The sequence below is a fragment of the Nocardioides gilvus genome (assembly GCF_003194605.1).
Classification (GTDB): Bacteria; Actinomycetota; Actinomycetes; order Propionibacteriales; family Nocardioidaceae; genus Nocardioides; species Nocardioides gilvus.
Map to the genome: position 1 here is coordinate 147428 of NZ_QHKY01000006.1, position 17122 is coordinate 164549.

Genomic DNA, 17122 nt, shown 5'->3' on the forward strand with positions numbered 1-17122 from the left:
AGGGCGCCAGCACGGAAGAGGACTCTTCGGTGCTGACGCCCTGGACGCGTTGGATCCGAACTCAACCCGGCTTCGGGGCCCCCTTGCGGGCGTAGCGCTGCCAGGTGATGGCGACGCACATGACGGCCCAGGCGATGCCGAAGGAGTAGAAGACAGTCGGCCCGAAGGTGGTCACCCCGACCCCGAAGAAGAAGGGGCCGAAGGCCGCGATGGCCGCGGTCCATCCGATCACTCCACCGGCCTGACGCTTCTCGAAGATCATCGGCATCTGCTTGAAGGTGGAGGCGTTGCCGATGCCGGTGAAGAGGAAGATCGCGAGCATTCCCCACAGGAACTGGTTGAAGCCGGCGTCGAGGGTGGCCGCCGAGGTGGTGTCGGGGGTGAGGGCCGGGATGGTGAAGGCGATGGAGACGATCAGACCGAGACCGGAGACGAGGGTCCAGATCGCGCCTCCCATCCGGTCGGTCAGCGGGGCGAAGACCACTCGGGCCGCGGCGCCGACGAGCGGGCCGAGGAAGACGAACTTCACCACGTCCGGGACCGCGTAGCCCTCGATCAGCACGGTGGCCGCAGCCCCCGTGCCCTCGACGATCTCAGGGTTGTTGATGCCGTACAGGTCAGCCATCAGCAGACCGAACTGCGCGGCCAGGCCCGAGAACGTACCGAAGGTCATGATGTACAGCAGCGTCATCAACCAGGTGTCCTTGTTGCTGAAGATGTCGAACTGCTGCTTGATGTTGGCCTTGATCGGCACCGACTTGAGCATCGTCCAGGCCAGGATCGCAGCGAGCACCATCAAGGGGATCCAGATGAAGGCTGCGTTCTGGTACCAGACGTCCTGGGCCGGTTTGCCGGGCATCGAGATCGACTGGGTGCTGCCGAAGAAGGCCAGCGCGGAGAAGCCGATCAGGTAGGGCGTCAGCAACTGGACGGCGGAGACGCCGAAGTTGCCCAGGCCCGCCTGCAGGCCGAGCGCCGTGCCCTGCATCCGCTTGGGGAAGAAGTACGAGGTGGAGGGCATGAAGCCGGAGAAGGCTCCGCCGCCGATGCCGGCGAGGAAGGCCAGGGCCATGAGCTCCCAGTAGGGGGCGGTGGGCTCCTGGACCCGTACGCCCCAGCCCAGGGTGGAGAAGACCAGCAGCAGCGAGGTGAGGGCAACCATCTTCCGGGTGCCCATGATCGGAGGAAGGACCATCCACAGCAGTCGGAAGAGACCGGCCGAGAGGCCCGGCATTGCGGCCATCCAGTAGAGCTGAGCGGTGGTGAAGCTGTAGCCGAGCGGGTTGAGCTTGGGGATCAGGGCGCTGGGCAGGAACCACGCCACGAAGGCGAGGAAGAGCGAGAACGTCGTGATCGAGAGTGTCTTCCAGGCAAGACCCTTGTCCCAGGTCTCCTCGTTCTCCGGATCCCATTCCTGCAACCATTCGCCGTCGCTGCGTGCTGTCGGGCTGCTGCTCATGCTCGTACCTCCTCAGGTGCGGTGTCCTGCGAGTTCTCGTTGTCACGGGGGCTCTCCAGGAGACCCGCCAGTTCGGGGGATTCGCGGTGCAACATGTGCACCACGGTCCAGTGCATCCAGAGGGCGCAGATCGCGGTCAGGATGAAGAGGACGAAGAAGGTGCTGGACGGGAAGCCCGACCACGCCTTCGTGTAGGCGAAGAGCGGCGGCAGGAAGAAGCCACCCAGCCCGCCGAGCATCCCGACCAAACCGCCGACGGAGCCGACGTTGTCGGGGAAGTACTCCGGGATGTGCTTGAAGACCGCAGCCTTGCCCACGCCCATGGCGCAACCCAGGAGGAAGACAAGGATCGCGAACGGCACGAGCCCGATCGAGTAGGCCAGGTGTGAGCTCTGCGTGCCGTCGGGGTGGTCGATCACGATGTGTCCGTTGGGCATCATCAGGATGCCGGTCACCAGGAGCATCACCGCGAAGGTCCAGTACATGGCGCGGCGAGCACCGTAGCGGTCCGAGATCATGCCGCCGAACGGGCGCAGCAGCGAGGCAGGAAAGATGTACGTGGCGGTCAGCAGCGCCGCGGTCTGCAGCGAGACGCCGAAGTTGTCGATGTAGTAGATCGGCAGCCAGGAGGCCAGAGCGACGTAGGCGCCGAAGACGGCGACGTAGTAGAGCGAGAATCGCCAGACCCGCAACTCCTTCAACGGGGTCAGCTGCTGCCGCAACGGCATCCCGGTGCCGGGCATGCGGTCCTGGCTCGGGGTGCCGAACCACAGCGCAGCAGCCATCACGACCAGGAGCACGGCGTAGACCACGGGAACCAGTCGCCACCCGCCGTCCAGGACCCCGAAGTAGGTGGCACCCGCGGTGCCGGCGATGAGCGGGGGGCCGATGAACTTGGTGACGGAAGCGCCGACGTTGCCGGCGCCGAAGAGGCCGAGGGCAAAGCCCTGGCGCTCACGCGGCTGCCAGACCGAGTTCCACGCGATACCGGCTGAGAAGGCGTTGCCGGCAAACCCGACGAGGAAGGCCAGCACCAGCAGCATGCCGTAGGACTCGACCTGCGAGACCAGGAAGGCCGGCACGGCGGTCGCCAGCAGCAGGAAGGTCATCACCTTCCGGCCGCCGATCCGGTCGGTGATGATGCCGGCCGGCAGGCGCCACAACGATCCGTTGAGCGCCGCGGCGGCCACGATCCAGGAGAGCTGGACCTCGGTGAGCCCGAACTCGGTCTGGATCGGCTTGCCGAGGATGCCGAACATCAGCCAGACGGCGAACATCAGGGTGAACCCGATGGTCGAGAGCCACAGCACTCGATTCGCGCCGGGGAGGGGAGTGGTGGTCAAGACTCGCTCCTTCATTTGGACGAGTTGAATCCTCTTAATCTGATCCGAACCTACACGGGGTGAATGGGCTGGTGGACCACATTCGAGGTGATCTGACGCACTTGTCCCGCTGGATTCGGCGGGTGGTGTGCCCCGGTGCGGATGACTGCGCCGATGTGTTTAGATGTATCAAATTCCTCCAAAAGGAGAAGGTGTGATGCACGGCACTTCGTATGACGACGACCCTAGGGGAGTCGACCTGCTCGTGTCTCCTGTGCGTCGTGCGCTCGTCGATGTGCTGGCCGCTCACCGACCGGACCCTGACGACCTCCCGGGGCTGACGGCTGCACAGTTGGCGACAGAGCTCGAGCTCCACGTCTCCACGGTGCGTTTTCACGTCGACCAGCTCGTCGCTGCAGGTTTGCTGGAGGCGGAGTTCACCGCCAGGTTCGGGGTAGGACGCCCACGGAAGATCTACCGCGTGGCCCCCGGATCCCTGTCCGAGGAGCGGGACGCGGAGGCGCTCAAGAAGTTGACCGCGTTGCTGGTCGGCACCTTCACCTCGGGCGTGACCCCGGAGGAGGCAGGACGTCGGTGGGCGCAGGACAACGTGCCCCATGTCGAGGGTCCGGGGGCCTCGACACCGGGCGAGTGGTTGGGCAAGGTGGGACGCATGGTCGACGTGCTGGAGGAGTGGGGTTACACGCCCGAGCTCACGACCTCGCGCGGAGGTCGCACCACGACCGTCGACCTGCACCACTGCCCGTTCCTCGACCTGGCCCGGTCGTCGCCCGCCGTGGTCTGCGGCGTGCACCGAGGAATCATTGTCGGGGCCCTGGGGCAACTGGGCGAGGAGGCCGTCGACGTGAGTCTGCAGCCCTTCGTCGGGCCCGCCCTCTGCCAGGCCCACATCACCACCCGGATGCCCTTCCGTGGTCGCGACCGCAGCCCAGAAGGCACCCCACGCCCCTCTCATCCCACCCACCACACCATCCCCAATTCTGTGTAACCTGCATCACACTCAAGCACCGCACGCTACGTGAGGATCACTGTGAGCACTGACGTCCAACCCCAAGGCAGCGACAGCCGTGAGATCGGAATGGACGGGCCGCTCAGCGACGCGCTGGTCCGCAGTCGCCGGTTCTTCACCAAGGCGAAGGTCTCCGATGACCTGCGCACCTTGACCAAGAAGGGCGGCCGCGAGGCCGACGACTTCTACCGTGACCGATGGAGCCACGACAAGGTCGTCCGCTCGACCCACGGCGTCAACTGCACCGGCTCTTGCTCGTGGAAGGTCTACGTCAAGGACGGGATCATCACGTGGGAGACGCAGCAGACCGACTACCCCTCGGCAGGGCCGGACTCCCCGGAGTACGAGCCCCGCGGCTGCCCGCGTGGTGCGGCTTTCTCCTGGTACACCTACTCGCCGACCCGGGTGCGTTACCCGTACGTCCGTGGCGTGCTGCTGCAGATGTACCGCGAGGCGAAGTCACAGCACGGCGGCGACCCGGTCAAGGCGTGGGCCCACGTCGTCGACAACCCGGCGCGAGCGAAGGCGTACAAGTCCGCGCGGGGCAAGGGCGGTCTGGTGCGGGCGAGCTGGGACGAAGCGGTCGAGATGGTCGCCGCCGCCCACGTGCACACCATCGCCAAGTGGGGCCCTGACCGGGTGGCCGGCTTCTCGCCGATCCCGGCGATGTCGATGGTCTCGCACGCCTCGGGCGCGCGCTTCATGAACCTCATCGGCGGCTCGATGCTCTCCTTCTACGACTGGTACGCCGACCTGCCGGTAGCTTCGCCGCAGGTCTTCGGTGACCAGACCGACGTGCCCGAGTCGGGGGACTGGTGGGACGCCGGCTATCTCGTCATGTGGGGCTCCAACGTCCCGGTCACCCGGACGCCCGACGCGCACTGGATGACCGAGGCCCGCTACCGCGGCCAGAAGGTCATCGCGGTCGCGCCCGACTACGCCGACAACGTGAAGTTTGCCGACGAGTGGCTGCCGGCCAACCCCGGCACCGACGGTGCGCTCGCGATGTCGATGGGTCACGTGATCCTCAAGGAGTTCTACGTCGACCGGGAGACTCCCTACTTCACCCACTACACGAAGCAGTACACCGACCTGCCGTTCCTGGTGAAGGTCGAGGCCGGTGAGGACGGGGTGCACCGCCCTGGCAAGTTCCTCACCGCCGAGGACCTCGCCGCCCACGCCGGCGACGAGAACGCAGCGTTCAAGACCGTGCTCATCGACTCCGCGACGGGTGAAGCGGTCGTGCCCAACGGCAGCCTCGGTCACCGTTTCGGACCCGACGGCGAAGGCAAGTGGAACCTCGATCTCGGCGAGGTCGACCCGCTGCTCACCTTGGCCGGCGCCGGCACCGAAGCAGTCGAGATCGAGCTGCCTCGCTTCGACAACCCCGACGGTTCGGCCCAGTCGCTGAACCGCGGCGTCCCCGTACGCCGGGTTGAGGGGCACCTGGTCACCACCGTGCTCGACCTGATGCTGGCCCAGTACGGCGTTGGTCGCGACGGTCTTCCGGGCCAGTGGGCGAGCGGCTACGACGACGCCGACTCGGTCGGCACCCCGGCCTGGCAGGAGCGATTCACCGGCGTGCCCGGTGAGGCCGCGGCCCGGATCGGTCGTGAGTTCGCGCAGAACGCCGAGGACTCCAAGGGTCGTTCGATGATCCTGATGGGTGCGGGGACCAACCACTGGTTCCACTCCGACACGATCTACCGCACCTTCCTCGCGCTCACGACGCTGACCGGGTGCCAAGGGGTCAACGGCGGTGGGTGGGCCCACTACGTCGGGCAGGAGAAGGTCCGTCCCATCACCGGTTACAACCAGATCGCCAACGCGCTCGACTGGAACCGTCCGCCGCGCAACATGATCCAGACCGCGTTCTGGTACCTGCACAGCAACCAGTTCCGCTACGACCAGTTCAGCGCCGACACCCTCTCGGCCACCAGTGCGACCGGCAAGTTCGCCGGCCAGTCCACCGCAGACGTCATTGCGAAGAGTGCCCGGATGGGGTGGTCGCCTTCGTACCCGACCTTCGACCGCAACCCGCTCGACCTGGCCGAGGAGGCCACCGCCGCCGGGGTCACGACCAGCGACCACGTGGTGGCCGGGCTCAAGGACGGTTCGATCAACTTCGCCTGCGAGGACCCGGACGGTCCGGGGAACTACCCACGGATCCTCTCGATCTGGCGAGCCAACCTGATCGGTTCGTCGTCGAAGGGCAACGAGTACTTCCTCAAGCACCTGCTCGGCACCGACTCCTCGGTGCGGGCCACGGAGACTCCGGAGGGGCTGCGGCCACGCGACGTGAAATGGCACGACGAGGCTCCCGAGGGGAAGCTCGACCTGCTGCTGACCCTGGACTTCCGCCAGACGAGCACCACGATCTTCTCCGACGTCGTGCTGCCGGCGGCCACCTGGTACGAGAAGCACGACCTCAACACCACCGACATGCACCCCTTCATCCACTCCTTCAACCCCGCGATCGCGCCCCCGTGGCAGACCCGGACCGACTGGGACACCTGGCGGGCGATCGCAGCGAAGTTCAGCGAACTGGCGGGGCCGCGTCTGGGCACACGTACGGACCTGGTCGCCGTGCCGCTCACGCACGACACTCCGGACGCGATGGCCAACCCGCACGGTGTGGTGCGGGACTGGAAGCTGGGGGAGTGCGAGCCGATCCCGGGCGTCACGATGCCCAAACTGGTCGAGGTCACACGTGACTACGGCGCGGTCAGCGACAAGTTGAACGCACTGGGCCCGCTGGCGGAGAAGCTCGGGGCCACCACCAAGGCGGTCACCTACGACCTCACCAAGCAGGTCGAGTACCTGCGCGCCAAGAACGGCGCCATCCGGGGCGGCGCGGCCGACGGGCGTCCCTCGCTCGTGAAGGACGTGCACGTCTGCGAGGCGATCCTCGCGATGTCGGGCACCACCAACGGGCACCTGGCCGTGCAGGGGTTCAAGCAACTCGAGAAGCGCACGGGTCACCTGATGCACGACCTGGCCGCAGAGCACGAGGGCAAGCAGATCACCTTCGCCGACACCCAGGCCGCGCCCGTGCCCGTGATCACCTCGCCGGAGTGGTCCGGCTCGGAGTCCGGAGGACGCCGCTACTCGCCCTTCACCATCAACGTCGAACGGCTCAAGCCGTGGCACACCCTGACCGGGCGCCAGCACTTCTACCTGGACCACGACTGGATGACCGAGCTGGGTGAAGGACTGCCCGTCTTCCGGCCACCGCTCAACATGGCGGCGCTCTTCTCGGAGCCGGCGATCGGTGACGTGGCGGGCCCGGACGGGCCCGCGGTCGAGGGGGTGACGGTGCGCTACCTGACGCCCCACAACAAGTGGTCGATCCACAGCGAGTACCAGGACAACCTCTTCATGTTGTCGCTGTCGCGCGGTGGTCAGAACATCTGGATGAGTGACAAGGACGCGGCCAAGGTCGGCGTGGAGGACAACGACTGGATCGAGGCGGTCAACCGCAACGGCGTCGTCGTGGCCCGTGCCATCGTCTCGCACCGGATGCCGGAGGGCACGGTCTACATGCACCACGCGCAGGACCGGCTGATCGACGTGCCGATCGCAGAGACCTCCGGCAAGCGCGGAGGCATCCACAACTCGCTGACCCGCCTCCTGGTCAAGCCCAGCCACCTGATCGGTGGCTATGCCCAACTCACGTGGGCGTTCAACTACATCGGACCGACCGGCAACCAGCGCGACGAGGTGACGGTCATCCGTCGCCGCTCGCAGGACGTGGAGTACTGACATGCGCGTGATGGCTCAAATGGCCATGGTCATGAACCTGGACAAGTGCATCGGGTGCCACACCTGCTCGGTCACCTGCAAGCAGGCCTGGACCAACCGCACCGGCACCGAGTACGTCTGGTTCAACAACGTCGAGACCCGTCCCGGCCAGGGGTACCCACGTCGCTACGAGGACCAGGAGGAGTGGAAGGGCGGCTGGGAGCTCAACAAGCGCGGCCGACTCAAGCTCAAGGCGGGTGGCCGCCTCAAGAAGCTCGCCACGATCTTCTCCAACCCCAAGATGCCTTCGATCCAGGACTACTACGAGCCCTGGACCTACGACTACTCGACGCTGACCGACGCTCCGGCCCAGCAGCACACCCCGGTGGCCCGGCCCAAGTCGCTGCTCACCGGCAAGAACATGAAGGTCAAGTGGTCCTCCAACTGGGACGACAACCTGGGTGGCTCGGCCGCCACCCTCAAGCTCGACCCGATGCTCAAGAAGATCGCCGACAAGGTGAAGTTCGAGTTCGAGCAGACCTTCATGTTCTACCTGCCGCGGATCTGCGAGCACTGCCTCAACCCCTCGTGCGCCGCGTCGTGCCCCAGCGGCGCGATCTACAAGCGCGAGGAGGACGGCATCGTCCTGGTCGACCAGGACAGGTGCCGCGGGTGGCGGATGTGCGTCTCGGGGTGTCCGTACAAGAAGGTCTACTTCAACCACAAGACCGGCAAGGCCGAGAAGTGCACCTTCTGCTTCCCGCGGATCGAGGTGGGACTGCCGACGGTCTGTGCGGAGACCTGCGTCGGACGACTGCGCTACATCGGCCTCATCCTCTACGACGCTGACCGGGTGCTGGAGGCGGCCTCGATCGAGGACGAGCACCTGCTCTACGAGGCCCAGCGCTCGCTGCTGCTGGACCCCAACGACCCCGAGGTGATCGCGGCCGCCGAACGCGACGGGATCCCGCACGACTGGCTGGAGTCCGCCAAGCGGTCGCCCATCCACGCTCTGATCAACACCTACAAGGTGGCGTTGCCCCTGCACCCGGAGTACCGGACGATGCCGATGGTCTGGTACATCCCGCCGCTCTCGCCGGTGGTCGACGTCGTCAAGGACACCGGCTACGACGCGGAGGACACCACCAACCTCTTCGCTGCGATCGACGCCCTGCGGATCCCCGTCGAATACCTCGCCGAGCTCTTCACGGCCGGTGACGTCGAGCCGGTCAACAAGGTGCTCAAGAAGCTCGCCGCCATGCGCTCCTACATGCGTGACATCAACATGGGTCGCGAGCCCGACGGCTCCATCCCTGCGTCCGTGGACATGACCGAGGAGGAGATGTACGACATGTACCGCCTCCTCGCGATCGCCAAGTACGAGGACAGGTACGTCATCCCGCCGGCGCACGCCGAGCAGGCCCACTCGTTGGAGGAGATCGGTACCGACTGCGACGTCGCGAAGTACGGCGGTGGACAGCAGGACTACTTCGGTGAGGGGTCCGGTGCCCAGACGCCCCTCGCGGTGGAGAACTTCCAGATGCTGAAGGACCGCCAGACCTCCGACTCCATGGCGTCTCCCGATGACAAGGAGAGCCGGGTCAACCTGCTCAACTGGGACGGCAAGGGAGCCCCGACGGGACTCTTCCCGCCCCGCACGGAGGCAGCTGACGGCCCGGACGGTCCGGCGGAGACGGCGGACCTGCGATGAAGTGGCCCAAGGGTCCGCGCGCCAACCGTGTGAGCCGCGGCGACGAGGTGGGGCCACAGCATCACGCGACCGTGTGGCAGTCCTCGTCGCTCCTGCTCGACTATCCGGGCGTCGACACGGAGAGCCGCCTGCAAGCGGTCCGCGAGGCCGCGGCCGACCTGCCCACCGGCGTACGGGAGCCCCTTCTGGACTGTGTCGTCCGGTTGGGCCAGATGTCGGTCGAGGAGCTGCAGGCCGAGTACGTCGGCACCTTCGACAACCGCAAGCGCAACAACCTCTTCCTCACCTACTTCGCGCACGGTGACACCCGCAAGCGCGGGTTGGCGCTGCTGCGCTTCAAGCAGACGTACGCGCAGGCCGGCGTCGAGATCGACGAGTCGACCGCCGCCGGCGCCGAGCTGCCTGATCACCTCTGCGTGGTGCTGGAGTTCGCCGCACTCGTCGACCCGCAGGCGGGGCGCCAGCTGATGGTCGACCACCGCGCCGGTCTGGAGCTGCTGCGGCTCTCGTTGGACGCGGAGAGCTCTCCCTGGGTCGGGGCCGTCACGGCGATCACGGCCACGCTGCCCCCGATGGACGACCAGGGCATGGACGCCGTACGCCGTCTGGCCGCCGAAGGTCCTCCTGAGGAGGAGGTGGGGCTCTCGCCGTACGAGACCCCGATGTTTGACCAGGACTCGGCGCCACCTGCCTCGTCCGGGCCGGTTGTACTCCCGATGCCGTCGTTCCCTGGAGGGCGCTGAACCATGGACATCTTCTTGTGGGTGATCGTGCCCTACCTGTGCCTCGCGACCTTCGTGGTCGGACACTTCTGGCGCTACCGCTATGACAAGTTCGGCTGGACGACCAGGTCCTCCCAGCTGTACGAGGACAAGATGCTGCGCATCGGGTCGCCGCTCTTCCACTTCGGGATGCTCGGGGTGGTGGGCGGTCACGTGATCGGGCTGCTGATCCCGATCTCCTGGACCGAAGCGGTCAACATCAACGACCACATGTACCACTACGCCGCGGTCGGAGGCGGTCTCGCTGCCGGCATCGCCGCCACGGTCGGAATGGTGATCCTGATCTACCGTCGCCGCACTGTCGGGCCGGTCTTCTCGGCGACCACGACCATGGACAAGGTGATGTACCTCTTCCTGGGAGTGGCGATCTTCTTCGGCATGTGGAACACGATCGCGGGATCGATCTTCACCCTCGGCGGGGAGTACAACTACCGCGAAGGAGTCTCGGTCTGGTACCGCTCGTTCCTCGCCTTCCAGCCCGACGCGTCGCTGATGGCCGAGGCCCCGATCGGCTTCAAGGCACATGCGCTGGTCGCCTTCGCGCTCTTCGCCCTGTGGCCCTTCACCCGCCTGGTGCACGTCTTCTCCGCGCCGGTCGGCTACCTGACCAGGCCCTACATCGTCTACCGCAGCCGCGACCAGAAGCTCGGCAGCCACCGACCGCGTCAGGGTTGGGACAGCCTCTCGAAGTAGGGTCGCGCCGACCGACGACGAGCGGACGAGCGAGCGAGGCAGGAGGGTGCGGTGTGGACGTCGACCTCACCCTTCTCCTCGTCCTGGACCTGGCCGGAGTCTTCGCGTTTGCCCTCAACGGTGCGCTGACCGCCATCCGGGTGGCACGCATCGACATCATCGGCGTCCTCACCCTGGGCGTCATCACCGCACTCGGCGGTGGGATCGTGCGCGACATCATGATCGGGGACGTGCCGCCGGCCACGTTCAGTGACTGGCGCTACCTCGCGGTCGCAGCGACAGGCGCGCTGGTCGCCTTCGGTCTCGGCGCCAGGCTGACCCGTCTGACGATGCCGATCACCGTCCTCGACGCAGCAGGTCTCAGCCTCTTCGCGGTCACCGGTGCCGGCAAAGCGCTCGAGTTCGGTCTCGGGCCGGTTCAGGCCGTGATCCTGGGGGCCGTCACCGCGGTGGGTGGCGGGACCATCCGCGACATGATGCTGCAGCGGGTGCCGACGGTGCTGCGCTCCGAGCTGTACGCGATCCCGGCGCTCGTCGCGGCCACCCTCACGGTCGTGGGCCACGGACTGGGACCCGTCGCACTGGCGCCGGTGCTCGCTGCGCTGGCCTGCTTCGTGATCCGGATGGTGGGCGTACGCCTGGATCTGCACGCCCCGAGGCCTCGTGGCTTCGAACCGCAGGAGTGACGCGGGAGTGCGTGAGGCTTGCGCGAGCCCGGGGTGGCGCGCTAGCAAGGAGCATGGCATTCATCAAGGTTGGCACCGAGAACAGCACTCCGATCGAGCTCCACTACGAGGACCAGGGCAGCGGACAACCGGTCGTCCTGATCCACGGGTACCCGTTGGACGGACGGTCCTGGGAGAAGCAGACCGCCGCGCTCCTCGACGCCGGGCACCGCGTGATCACCTACGACCGACGGGGATTCGGCCGCTCGACCCATGCGTCGAGCGGTTATGACTACGACACCTTTGCCGACGACCTGGCCACCCTGGTCGATGCCCTCGACCTGCGCGACGTCGTGATCGTCGGGTTCTCCATGGGCACTGGTGAGGTGGCCCGCTACCTCAGCCGGCACGGCTCCGACCGGGTCGCGAAGGTCGCCTTCCTCGGGTCGCTCGAGCCCTACCTGCTCAAGACGGAGGAGAACCCGGACGGGGCAGCACCAGCTGAGTTCTTCGAGGGGATCGTGTCTGACGTGAAGGCTGACCGGTACGCCTTCTTCACCGGCTTCTTCGAGAACTTCTTCAACCTCGACGAGACCCTCGGCAGCAGGATCAGCCAGGAGGCGCTCGACCACCACGCTCGGGTGGCCGCGACCAGCGGCGCCATCGCCTCGGCGGCAGCTCCGCTGACCTGGCCCACCGACTTCCGCGGGGACCTCGCTTCGATCGACGTGCCGGCCCTGATCCTGCACGGCACCGCCGACCGGGTCCTGCCGATCGAGGCCACCGCCCAGCGCTTCGCCGTGGCTCTTCCGGCTGCGACGTACGTCGAGGTCGAGGGTGCGCCCCACGGACTGCTGTGGACCCACGCTGCGGAGGTCAACGAGGCGTTGCTGGAATTCCTGATCGACTGACCCGCGGTATCGCTCAGATGACGCGGGGTCCCTCGTCCGGGACGTCCTGGGTGGTCCGGGCAAAGAGTGAGAACTTCCCGCTCGGTTCCAGCACGGCCAGCTCGATGTCGGCGAGGTCCCGGATGCCCTGGGCCCTCGCCGCCTCGTTGAGGTCCTCGATGGTGAGCCGTTCGCGGCGCATCACGTTGCGGTCGGGCTCACCGTCGGTGATCACGATGCAGGGCACCCCGTCGATCGCAGGCCGCAGCTTCGGCCACCGGAAGGCCGCCCAGGAGAGGAGCACGGTGAGCAGCGCGAAGGTGGCCACGATGGTGAGGGCGCCGATGAAGGAGGTGTCCTCGGAGACGAGCGCCTCGGCGGTGATGTCACCCATCAGGAAGAGGATGACGAGCTCGAAGGCCGACATCTGGGCGAGCTCGCGCTTGCCCATCAGCCGCAGGACGACCGCCAGCGCGAAGAACATCAGCGTGGTGGTCGCCACCGTCTCGATCATGGCAGCACCCAGGTGGTTGCCTCGACGGTGAGTGGCGCAGCGGGGTCGAGCAGGGTCAGCTCCCACTGCAGCTTCTGTGGTGTCGCTCGAGTGGGGACCCGACCGGAGAAGGTCACGGTGTAGCTCTGGGCGCCGGTCGGCTCGAAGTCGAGGAGGAGTCGGGTCCCGTCGGAGGTCTCACCCCGGGGGGCGGGCTCGATGCGCTCGATGCCCAGAGCAGCGAGCAGGGCTGGATCGACCGAAAGTCGCGTGGCCCCCACCCCCTCTTCCTGCCGCCAGGTGGCCGTCATCTCGCTGGCCAGACCGGACCGGACGACCGCGGGATGGGTGACGTCCAACTCCGTCACGGGGCCTGCGGCCGATACCTGTGCCGTTCGGGGGCCGAGTGCCCCGGTCATCACGACCACCAGGAAGAGGACGAGCAGGGCGATGCCGACTCGGCGAACGGTGGCTCTCCGTTCGTGGCGGGGGCCTTCGACCTCCGTGGTGGGGTATGACATGGCATCGCTCCTTTCGTCCACACCTCATTACCCGAGGAAGTGGGCGTCCAATCCCGTCCGTGGAGGGGGCCCTACCTCGTGTTGGGGATTCCTCTGGACCGACCAAACCGATTGCATGGTTGTTGCGAAGCACGCATGCAGGGGCCGCGCTGGGTGGCCCACGCCTATCGGGAGGAAACCATGAAGATTCGCAGAGTTGCAGCCAGTTTGGCCACCGCAGCAGTGTTGGGAGCCGGGCTGCTCGCTCCGACGACCGCCACCGCTGCCGAGGCCGAGCCGACCGGCAACAGGAGCCTCGCCGCCGTGCTGACGGCGGACGGCAACCAGTTCGACCGCAACCCGTTCGACTACGACATCCTCACCGAAGCAGTGCTCGCGGTACTCGAGGCGAAGCCTGACAGTGCGGTCTCCGTGCTGACTGACGGCGACACCGCGCTGACCGCGTTCCTGCCCAACGACGTGTCGTTCAAGTTGCTGGCCAAGGACCTCACCGGCAAGTACTACTTCTCGGAGAAGAAGGCCTTCAACGCGCTGGTCGAGGCGGCCGGGGTCGACACCATCGAGCAGGTCCTGCTCTACCACGTGGTGCCGGGCGCGACCATCGACTCGCGCACTGCTCTCAACTCCGACGGGGCCGCTCTGGCCACCGCTCAGGGCGGGGAGATCACAGTGGACGTCCTGTCCAAGCGGTTCGGGCTCGTGAAGTTGCGCGACCTGGACAGCAACGACTCGGACCCGATCCTGGCTCCGGGCAAGCTGGACATCAACAAGGGCAACAAGCAGATCGCGCACGGCATCTTCCTGGTGCTGCGCCCGATCGACGTCTGATCTGCACCACCTCGGCCCACAGCCGACGAGGCCCCACCCGAGCTCTTCGGGTGGGGCCTCGCTGCGTGGTGCGGTGCCTGGTGCTGGGACGCGTACCTCAGACGGTGCGCGCGTCCAACATCTCGCCGCGCGTCGCGAGCTTGAGACGCAGGCGCTCCTGCGCCTCGCCCAGAGCGATCTCGCGGGCGTCGATCTGCTCCCAGTGCTCCATGGTGACCAGGTCGATGCCGCGCTCGCGCAAGTAGGCGTCGACGTCCTCGGGAGTGCGGGCCGGGGCTGTCTCGACGGTGTCCTCGAGCAGGTTGGCCACGGTCTCGGCAGCGTCCGACTTGGTGTGTCCGATGAGACCGACGGGGCCACGCTTGACCCAACCGGTCACGAAGGTGCCGGGGATCGGGTTGCCGTCGATGTCGAGGACGCGACCCTTGTCGTTGGGGATGACCCAGTTGTTCTCGTCGAACGGCAGGCCGAGCAGGGCGGTGCTGCGGTAGCCGACGGCACGGTAGACGGACTGCACGTCCCAGTCGGTGAATTCGCCGGTGCCGCGCACGGATCCGTCGCCGACGAGCTCGGTGCGCTCGGTGCGCAGGCCGACGACCTTGCCGTCCTCACCGGTGATCTCGACCGGGGACTCCATGAAGTGGAGGTGGATGCGGTGGGACTTGCCCTCGAGGTCGCGGCCGACCCAGTTGGCGAGGGTGTCGAGCACCATCTTGGACTGCTTGTTCTTGGTGATGTGCTGCATCGAGTGGTCGTCGACCTCGAAGCCCTCGGGGTGCACGACGACCTCGACGTTGGGGGAGTGGTTCAGCTCGCGCAGCTCCAGCGGCGAGAACTTCGCGTACGCCGGACCACGGCGGGCGAAGACGTGCACGTCGGTGATCTTCTTCGACTGCAGGCCAGCGTGGACGTGGGCCGGGATGTCGGTGGTGAGCATCTCGTCGGCGGTCTTGGCGAGCACCCGGGCGACGTCGAGGGCGACGTTGCCGACGCCGATGACGGCGACCTTCTCGCCGTCGCCGAACTCCCACGTCTGCGAGACGTCGGGGTGGGCGTCGTACCAGGAGACGAAGTCAGCGGCACCGTGCGAGCCGGAGAGGCCCTCGCCGGGGATGTTGAGGTCGCGGTCGGCCATGGCGCCGGTGGAGACGATGACGGCGTCGTAGAAGTCCCGTAGGTCCTCGAGCTTGACGTCCTCACCGAAGTTGACGTTGCCCAGGAAGCGGACCTCGGGCTTGGCGAGGACGCGCTGGAGGGCCTTGATGATCTCCTTGATGCGGGGGTGGTCCGGTGCGACGCCGTAACGGACCAGACCGAAGGGTGCCGGGAGGCGTTCGATCAGGTCGACGGAGACGTCCACGTCGGACTTGGTGAGGATGTCGGCGGCATAGATTCCGGCAGGGCCAGCGCCCACAACGGCAACACGGAGAGTCATGTCCATCATTCTCCGGGAGGGATCGGGTGAGCACAAAGCCATTGTGATTGGGTTATCACAATGTACGGTTGTGACCATGCTCGGTTCCCACGTCCCTGATCTCCGCTCGCTCGAGCTGCTGCTGCGGGTCGGTCAGGCGGGGAGTCTCGGGGCAGCGGCGGCCGATCTCGGGATCAGTCAACAGGCCGCCAGCGCGCGGATGCGGACCATGGAGGCGCTCGTCGGAGAGGCGCTCGTCTCGCGCAGCAAGCGTGGATCCGAGCTCACCGCCACCGGAGAGTTGTTGAGCCAGTGGGCGGTGAAGGTCGTCGACGCTGCCGCCGAGCTGGATGCCGGCATCGCCTCGCTGCGACGTGATCGAAGTGCCCACCTGGACGTCGCGGCGAGCCTCACGATCGCCGAACACCTGCTCCCGGGATGGATGGTCGCGCTGCGCGCGCGGCAGACGAAGAGCGGGGTCCCTGTGACCGACATCACGCTGACAGCGACCAACACGGCCAACGTCGTCGGCCTCGTCACCGCCGGCTCGGTGGATCTGGGCTTCGTCGAGGGCCCGGAGGCCCCCAGTGGTCTGCGCCACCGCCGCGTCGGCGTCGACGAGTTGATCCTCGTCGTGGGCCCCTCGCACCCGTGGGCCGCGCGCCGTGGCAAGCCGGTGACCGCAGCCCTGCTGGCTGCGACGCCCCTGGTGGTGCGCGAAGCGGGGTCCGGGACCCGCACGGTCCTCGATCGCGCGCTCGAGGGGCACGAACGTTCCTCTCCGGTCCTCGAACTCTCCAGCACCACCGCCGTGCGTTCCGCCGTCTCCGCAGGGGCCGGGCCGGCGGTCCTCGGCACGCATGCCGTGCGCGACGACCTGACCTCCGGCCGTCTGGTGGCCATCCCGGTCAGTGGAGTGGACCTGACCCGGGTGCTCCACGCGGTCTGGGTGGGAGGTCCCCAGCCTGCCGAAGGTCCCGGCCGGGACCTCGTGGCCCTGGCCGCTGCGAGTGCGCGCGGTGGTCGTCAGTAGCGAGCGCCGCGCCCAAGTCAAACCTTGACTGATTCAAGAAGTGGCGGCATCTTTGTGTCATGAGCACGACGCCGGACTTCGCCTCCGAGTTGCGCAGGGCCTCGCTGCGGGTCACCCGGCCGCGGATGGCCGTCCTGGCCGCAGTGCATGCCGAGCCGCACCTCGACACCGATGCGGTGATCCAACGCGTACGCGCCGACCTGGGTGCGGTCTCCCACCAAGCGGTGTACGACGTGCTGCGAGCCCTCACCGACACCGGCATCCTGCGGCGTATCCAGCCGGCCGGCGCCACGGCGCGTTACGAGGCACGCACCGGTGACAACCACCACCACGTGGTCTGCCGAGGCTGTGGCGCGATCGAGGACGTCGACTGTGCCGTCGGCGCCGCACCGTGTCTGGTCGCCTCTCACGACCACGGCTACCTGGTCGACGAGGCCGAGGTCGTCTACTGGGGCACCTGCCCCGGGTGCGCCGCCGCCACCGCGTGAGTGCGTCGCCCCATCCGACTTTCCACACTGCCCAGCCCCCCCACGAGGAATC

General features: G+C 67.2%; 15 protein-coding genes. 10 read left to right on the forward strand and 5 right to left on the reverse strand.

Translation table 11 applies throughout. The annotated features are described in order from the left end of the window. Positions 1-61: 61 nt before the first annotated feature. On the reverse strand, positions 62-1459 hold the full coding sequence (locus DNK52_RS14780; RefSeq protein ID WP_110241801.1) for an MFS transporter: 1398 nt from the start codon (positions 1457-1459) through the stop codon (positions 62-64). Then, a complete protein-coding gene (locus DNK52_RS14785; protein WP_239455697.1) occupies positions 1456-2802 on the reverse strand; it encodes an MFS transporter in 1347 nt (448 codons plus the stop codon). Before DNK52_RS14785 ends, DNK52_RS14780 begins: the two co-directional genes overlap by 4 nt. Positions 2803-2998: 196 nt before the next feature. On the opposite strand from DNK52_RS14785, the gene DNK52_RS14790 reads away from it, so the two are divergent. The 7 genes from DNK52_RS14790 to DNK52_RS14820 all read left to right on the forward strand — a co-directional run bounded on the left by DNK52_RS14790 (position 2999) and on the right by DNK52_RS14820 (position 12314). Continuing rightward, positions 2999-3790 (forward strand): helix-turn-helix transcriptional regulator, encoded by a 792-nt coding sequence (locus DNK52_RS14790; RefSeq protein WP_110241900.1) that lies wholly within the window; start codon positions 2999-3001, stop codon positions 3788-3790. A 90-nt stretch (positions 3791-3880) separates the two neighbouring features. Continuing rightward, complete coding sequence (locus DNK52_RS14795) at positions 3881-7573, forward strand: nitrate reductase subunit alpha (protein WP_110241803.1); 3693 nt, start codon at positions 3881-3883, stop codon at positions 7571-7573. Position 7574: 1 nt separating this feature from the next. Beyond that, positions 7575-9263, forward strand: coding sequence for a nitrate reductase subunit beta (gene narH, locus DNK52_RS14800; RefSeq protein WP_110241804.1), 1689 nt, complete (start codon positions 7575-7577; stop codon positions 9261-9263). Beyond that, entirely contained in the window at positions 9260-10006 is a 747-nt protein-coding gene (gene narJ, locus DNK52_RS14805; RefSeq protein WP_110241805.1) for a nitrate reductase molybdenum cofactor assembly chaperone, read from the forward strand. Before narH ends, narJ begins: the two co-directional genes overlap by 4 nt. Before the next feature lie 3 nt (positions 10007-10009). Then, entirely contained in the window at positions 10010-10738 is a 729-nt protein-coding gene (gene narI / locus DNK52_RS14810) for a respiratory nitrate reductase subunit gamma (RefSeq protein ID WP_110241806.1), read from the forward strand. A 53-nt stretch (positions 10739-10791) separates the two neighbouring features. Continuing rightward, positions 10792-11424 carry a trimeric intracellular cation channel family protein gene (locus tag DNK52_RS14815; protein WP_110241807.1) on the forward strand — a complete coding sequence of 211 codons (633 nt, stop codon included), beginning with the start codon at positions 10792-10794 and terminating at the stop codon, positions 11422-11424. 53 nt (positions 11425-11477) lie between these two features. Beyond that, the gene (locus tag DNK52_RS14820) at positions 11478-12314 is read left to right on the forward strand and encodes an alpha/beta fold hydrolase (RefSeq protein WP_110241808.1); all 837 of its coding nucleotides are present in this window, start codon (positions 11478-11480) and stop codon (positions 12312-12314) included. A gap of 13 nt (positions 12315-12327) precedes the next feature. Here DNK52_RS14820 and DNK52_RS14825 read toward each other — a convergent pair whose 3' ends face one another. Both DNK52_RS14825 and DNK52_RS14830 read right to left on the reverse strand, forming a co-directional pair. Then, the gene (locus tag DNK52_RS14825; protein WP_110241809.1) at positions 12328-12807 is read right to left on the reverse strand and encodes a DUF421 domain-containing protein; all 480 of its coding nucleotides are present in this window, start codon (positions 12805-12807) and stop codon (positions 12328-12330) included. Beyond that, a complete protein-coding gene (locus DNK52_RS14830; RefSeq protein WP_110241810.1) occupies positions 12804-13307 on the reverse strand; it encodes a hypothetical protein in 504 nt (167 codons plus the stop codon). The genes DNK52_RS14825 and DNK52_RS14830 overlap by 4 nt, the downstream gene beginning before the upstream one ends. Positions 13308-13487: 180 nt before the next feature. Between DNK52_RS14830 and DNK52_RS14835 the strand changes: the two genes are divergently transcribed. Then, positions 13488-14135, forward strand: a complete 648-nt coding sequence (locus DNK52_RS14835; protein ID WP_110241811.1) for a fasciclin domain-containing protein — start codon at positions 13488-13490, stop codon at positions 14133-14135. A gap of 97 nt (positions 14136-14232) precedes the next feature. On the opposite strand, the gene DNK52_RS14840 is transcribed toward DNK52_RS14835, so the two are convergent. Continuing rightward, positions 14233-15570: an FAD-dependent oxidoreductase gene (locus DNK52_RS14840; protein WP_239455705.1), complete on the reverse strand. Its 1338-nt coding sequence runs from the start codon at positions 15568-15570 to the stop codon at positions 14233-14235. Positions 15571-15646: 76 nt separating this feature from the next. On the opposite strand from DNK52_RS14840, the gene DNK52_RS14845 reads away from it, so the two are divergent. Both DNK52_RS14845 and DNK52_RS14850 read left to right on the forward strand, forming a co-directional pair. Beyond that, positions 15647-16582: a LysR family transcriptional regulator gene (locus DNK52_RS14845; protein WP_110241901.1), complete on the forward strand. Its 936-nt coding sequence runs from the start codon at positions 15647-15649 to the stop codon at positions 16580-16582. Between the two features lie 59 nt (positions 16583-16641). Beyond that, entirely contained in the window at positions 16642-17070 is a 429-nt protein-coding gene (locus DNK52_RS14850; protein ID WP_110241813.1) for a Fur family transcriptional regulator, read from the forward strand. Positions 17071-17122: the final 52 nt, after the last annotated feature.

Excerpts from the sequence above, each read along its gene's own strand:
- DNK52_RS14780 (WP_110241801.1), bottom strand. The coding sequence starts at position 1,459 with ATGAGCAGCAGCCCGACAGCACGCAGCGACGGCGAATGGTTGCAGGAA.
- DNK52_RS14790 (WP_110241900.1), top strand. The coding sequence starts at position 2,999 with ATGCACGGCACTTCGTATGACGACGACCCTAGGGGAGTCGACCTGCTC.
- DNK52_RS14795 (WP_110241803.1), top strand. The coding sequence starts at position 3,881 with ATGGACGGGCCGCTCAGCGACGCGCTGGTCCGCAGTCGCCGGTTCTTC.
- narH (WP_110241804.1), top strand. The coding sequence starts at position 7,575 with ATGCGCGTGATGGCTCAAATGGCCATGGTCATGAACCTGGACAAGTGC.
- narJ (WP_110241805.1), top strand. The coding sequence starts at position 9,260 with ATGAAGTGGCCCAAGGGTCCGCGCGCCAACCGTGTGAGCCGCGGCGAC.
- narI (WP_110241806.1), top strand. The coding sequence starts at position 10,010 with ATGGACATCTTCTTGTGGGTGATCGTGCCCTACCTGTGCCTCGCGACC.
- DNK52_RS14820 (WP_110241808.1), top strand. The coding sequence starts at position 11,478 with ATGGCATTCATCAAGGTTGGCACCGAGAACAGCACTCCGATCGAGCTC.
- DNK52_RS14825 (WP_110241809.1), bottom strand. The coding sequence starts at position 12,807 with ATGATCGAGACGGTGGCGACCACCACGCTGATGTTCTTCGCGCTGGCG.
- DNK52_RS14830 (WP_110241810.1), bottom strand. The coding sequence starts at position 13,307 with ATGTCATACCCCACCACGGAGGTCGAAGGCCCCCGCCACGAACGGAGA.
- DNK52_RS14835 (WP_110241811.1), top strand. The coding sequence starts at position 13,488 with ATGAAGATTCGCAGAGTTGCAGCCAGTTTGGCCACCGCAGCAGTGTTG.
- DNK52_RS14840 (WP_239455705.1), bottom strand. The coding sequence starts at position 15,570 with ATGACTCTCCGTGTTGCCGTTGTGGGCGCTGGCCCTGCCGGAATCTAT.
- DNK52_RS14845 (WP_110241901.1), top strand. The coding sequence starts at position 15,647 with ATGCTCGGTTCCCACGTCCCTGATCTCCGCTCGCTCGAGCTGCTGCTG.
- DNK52_RS14850 (WP_110241813.1), top strand. The coding sequence starts at position 16,642 with ATGAGCACGACGCCGGACTTCGCCTCCGAGTTGCGCAGGGCCTCGCTG.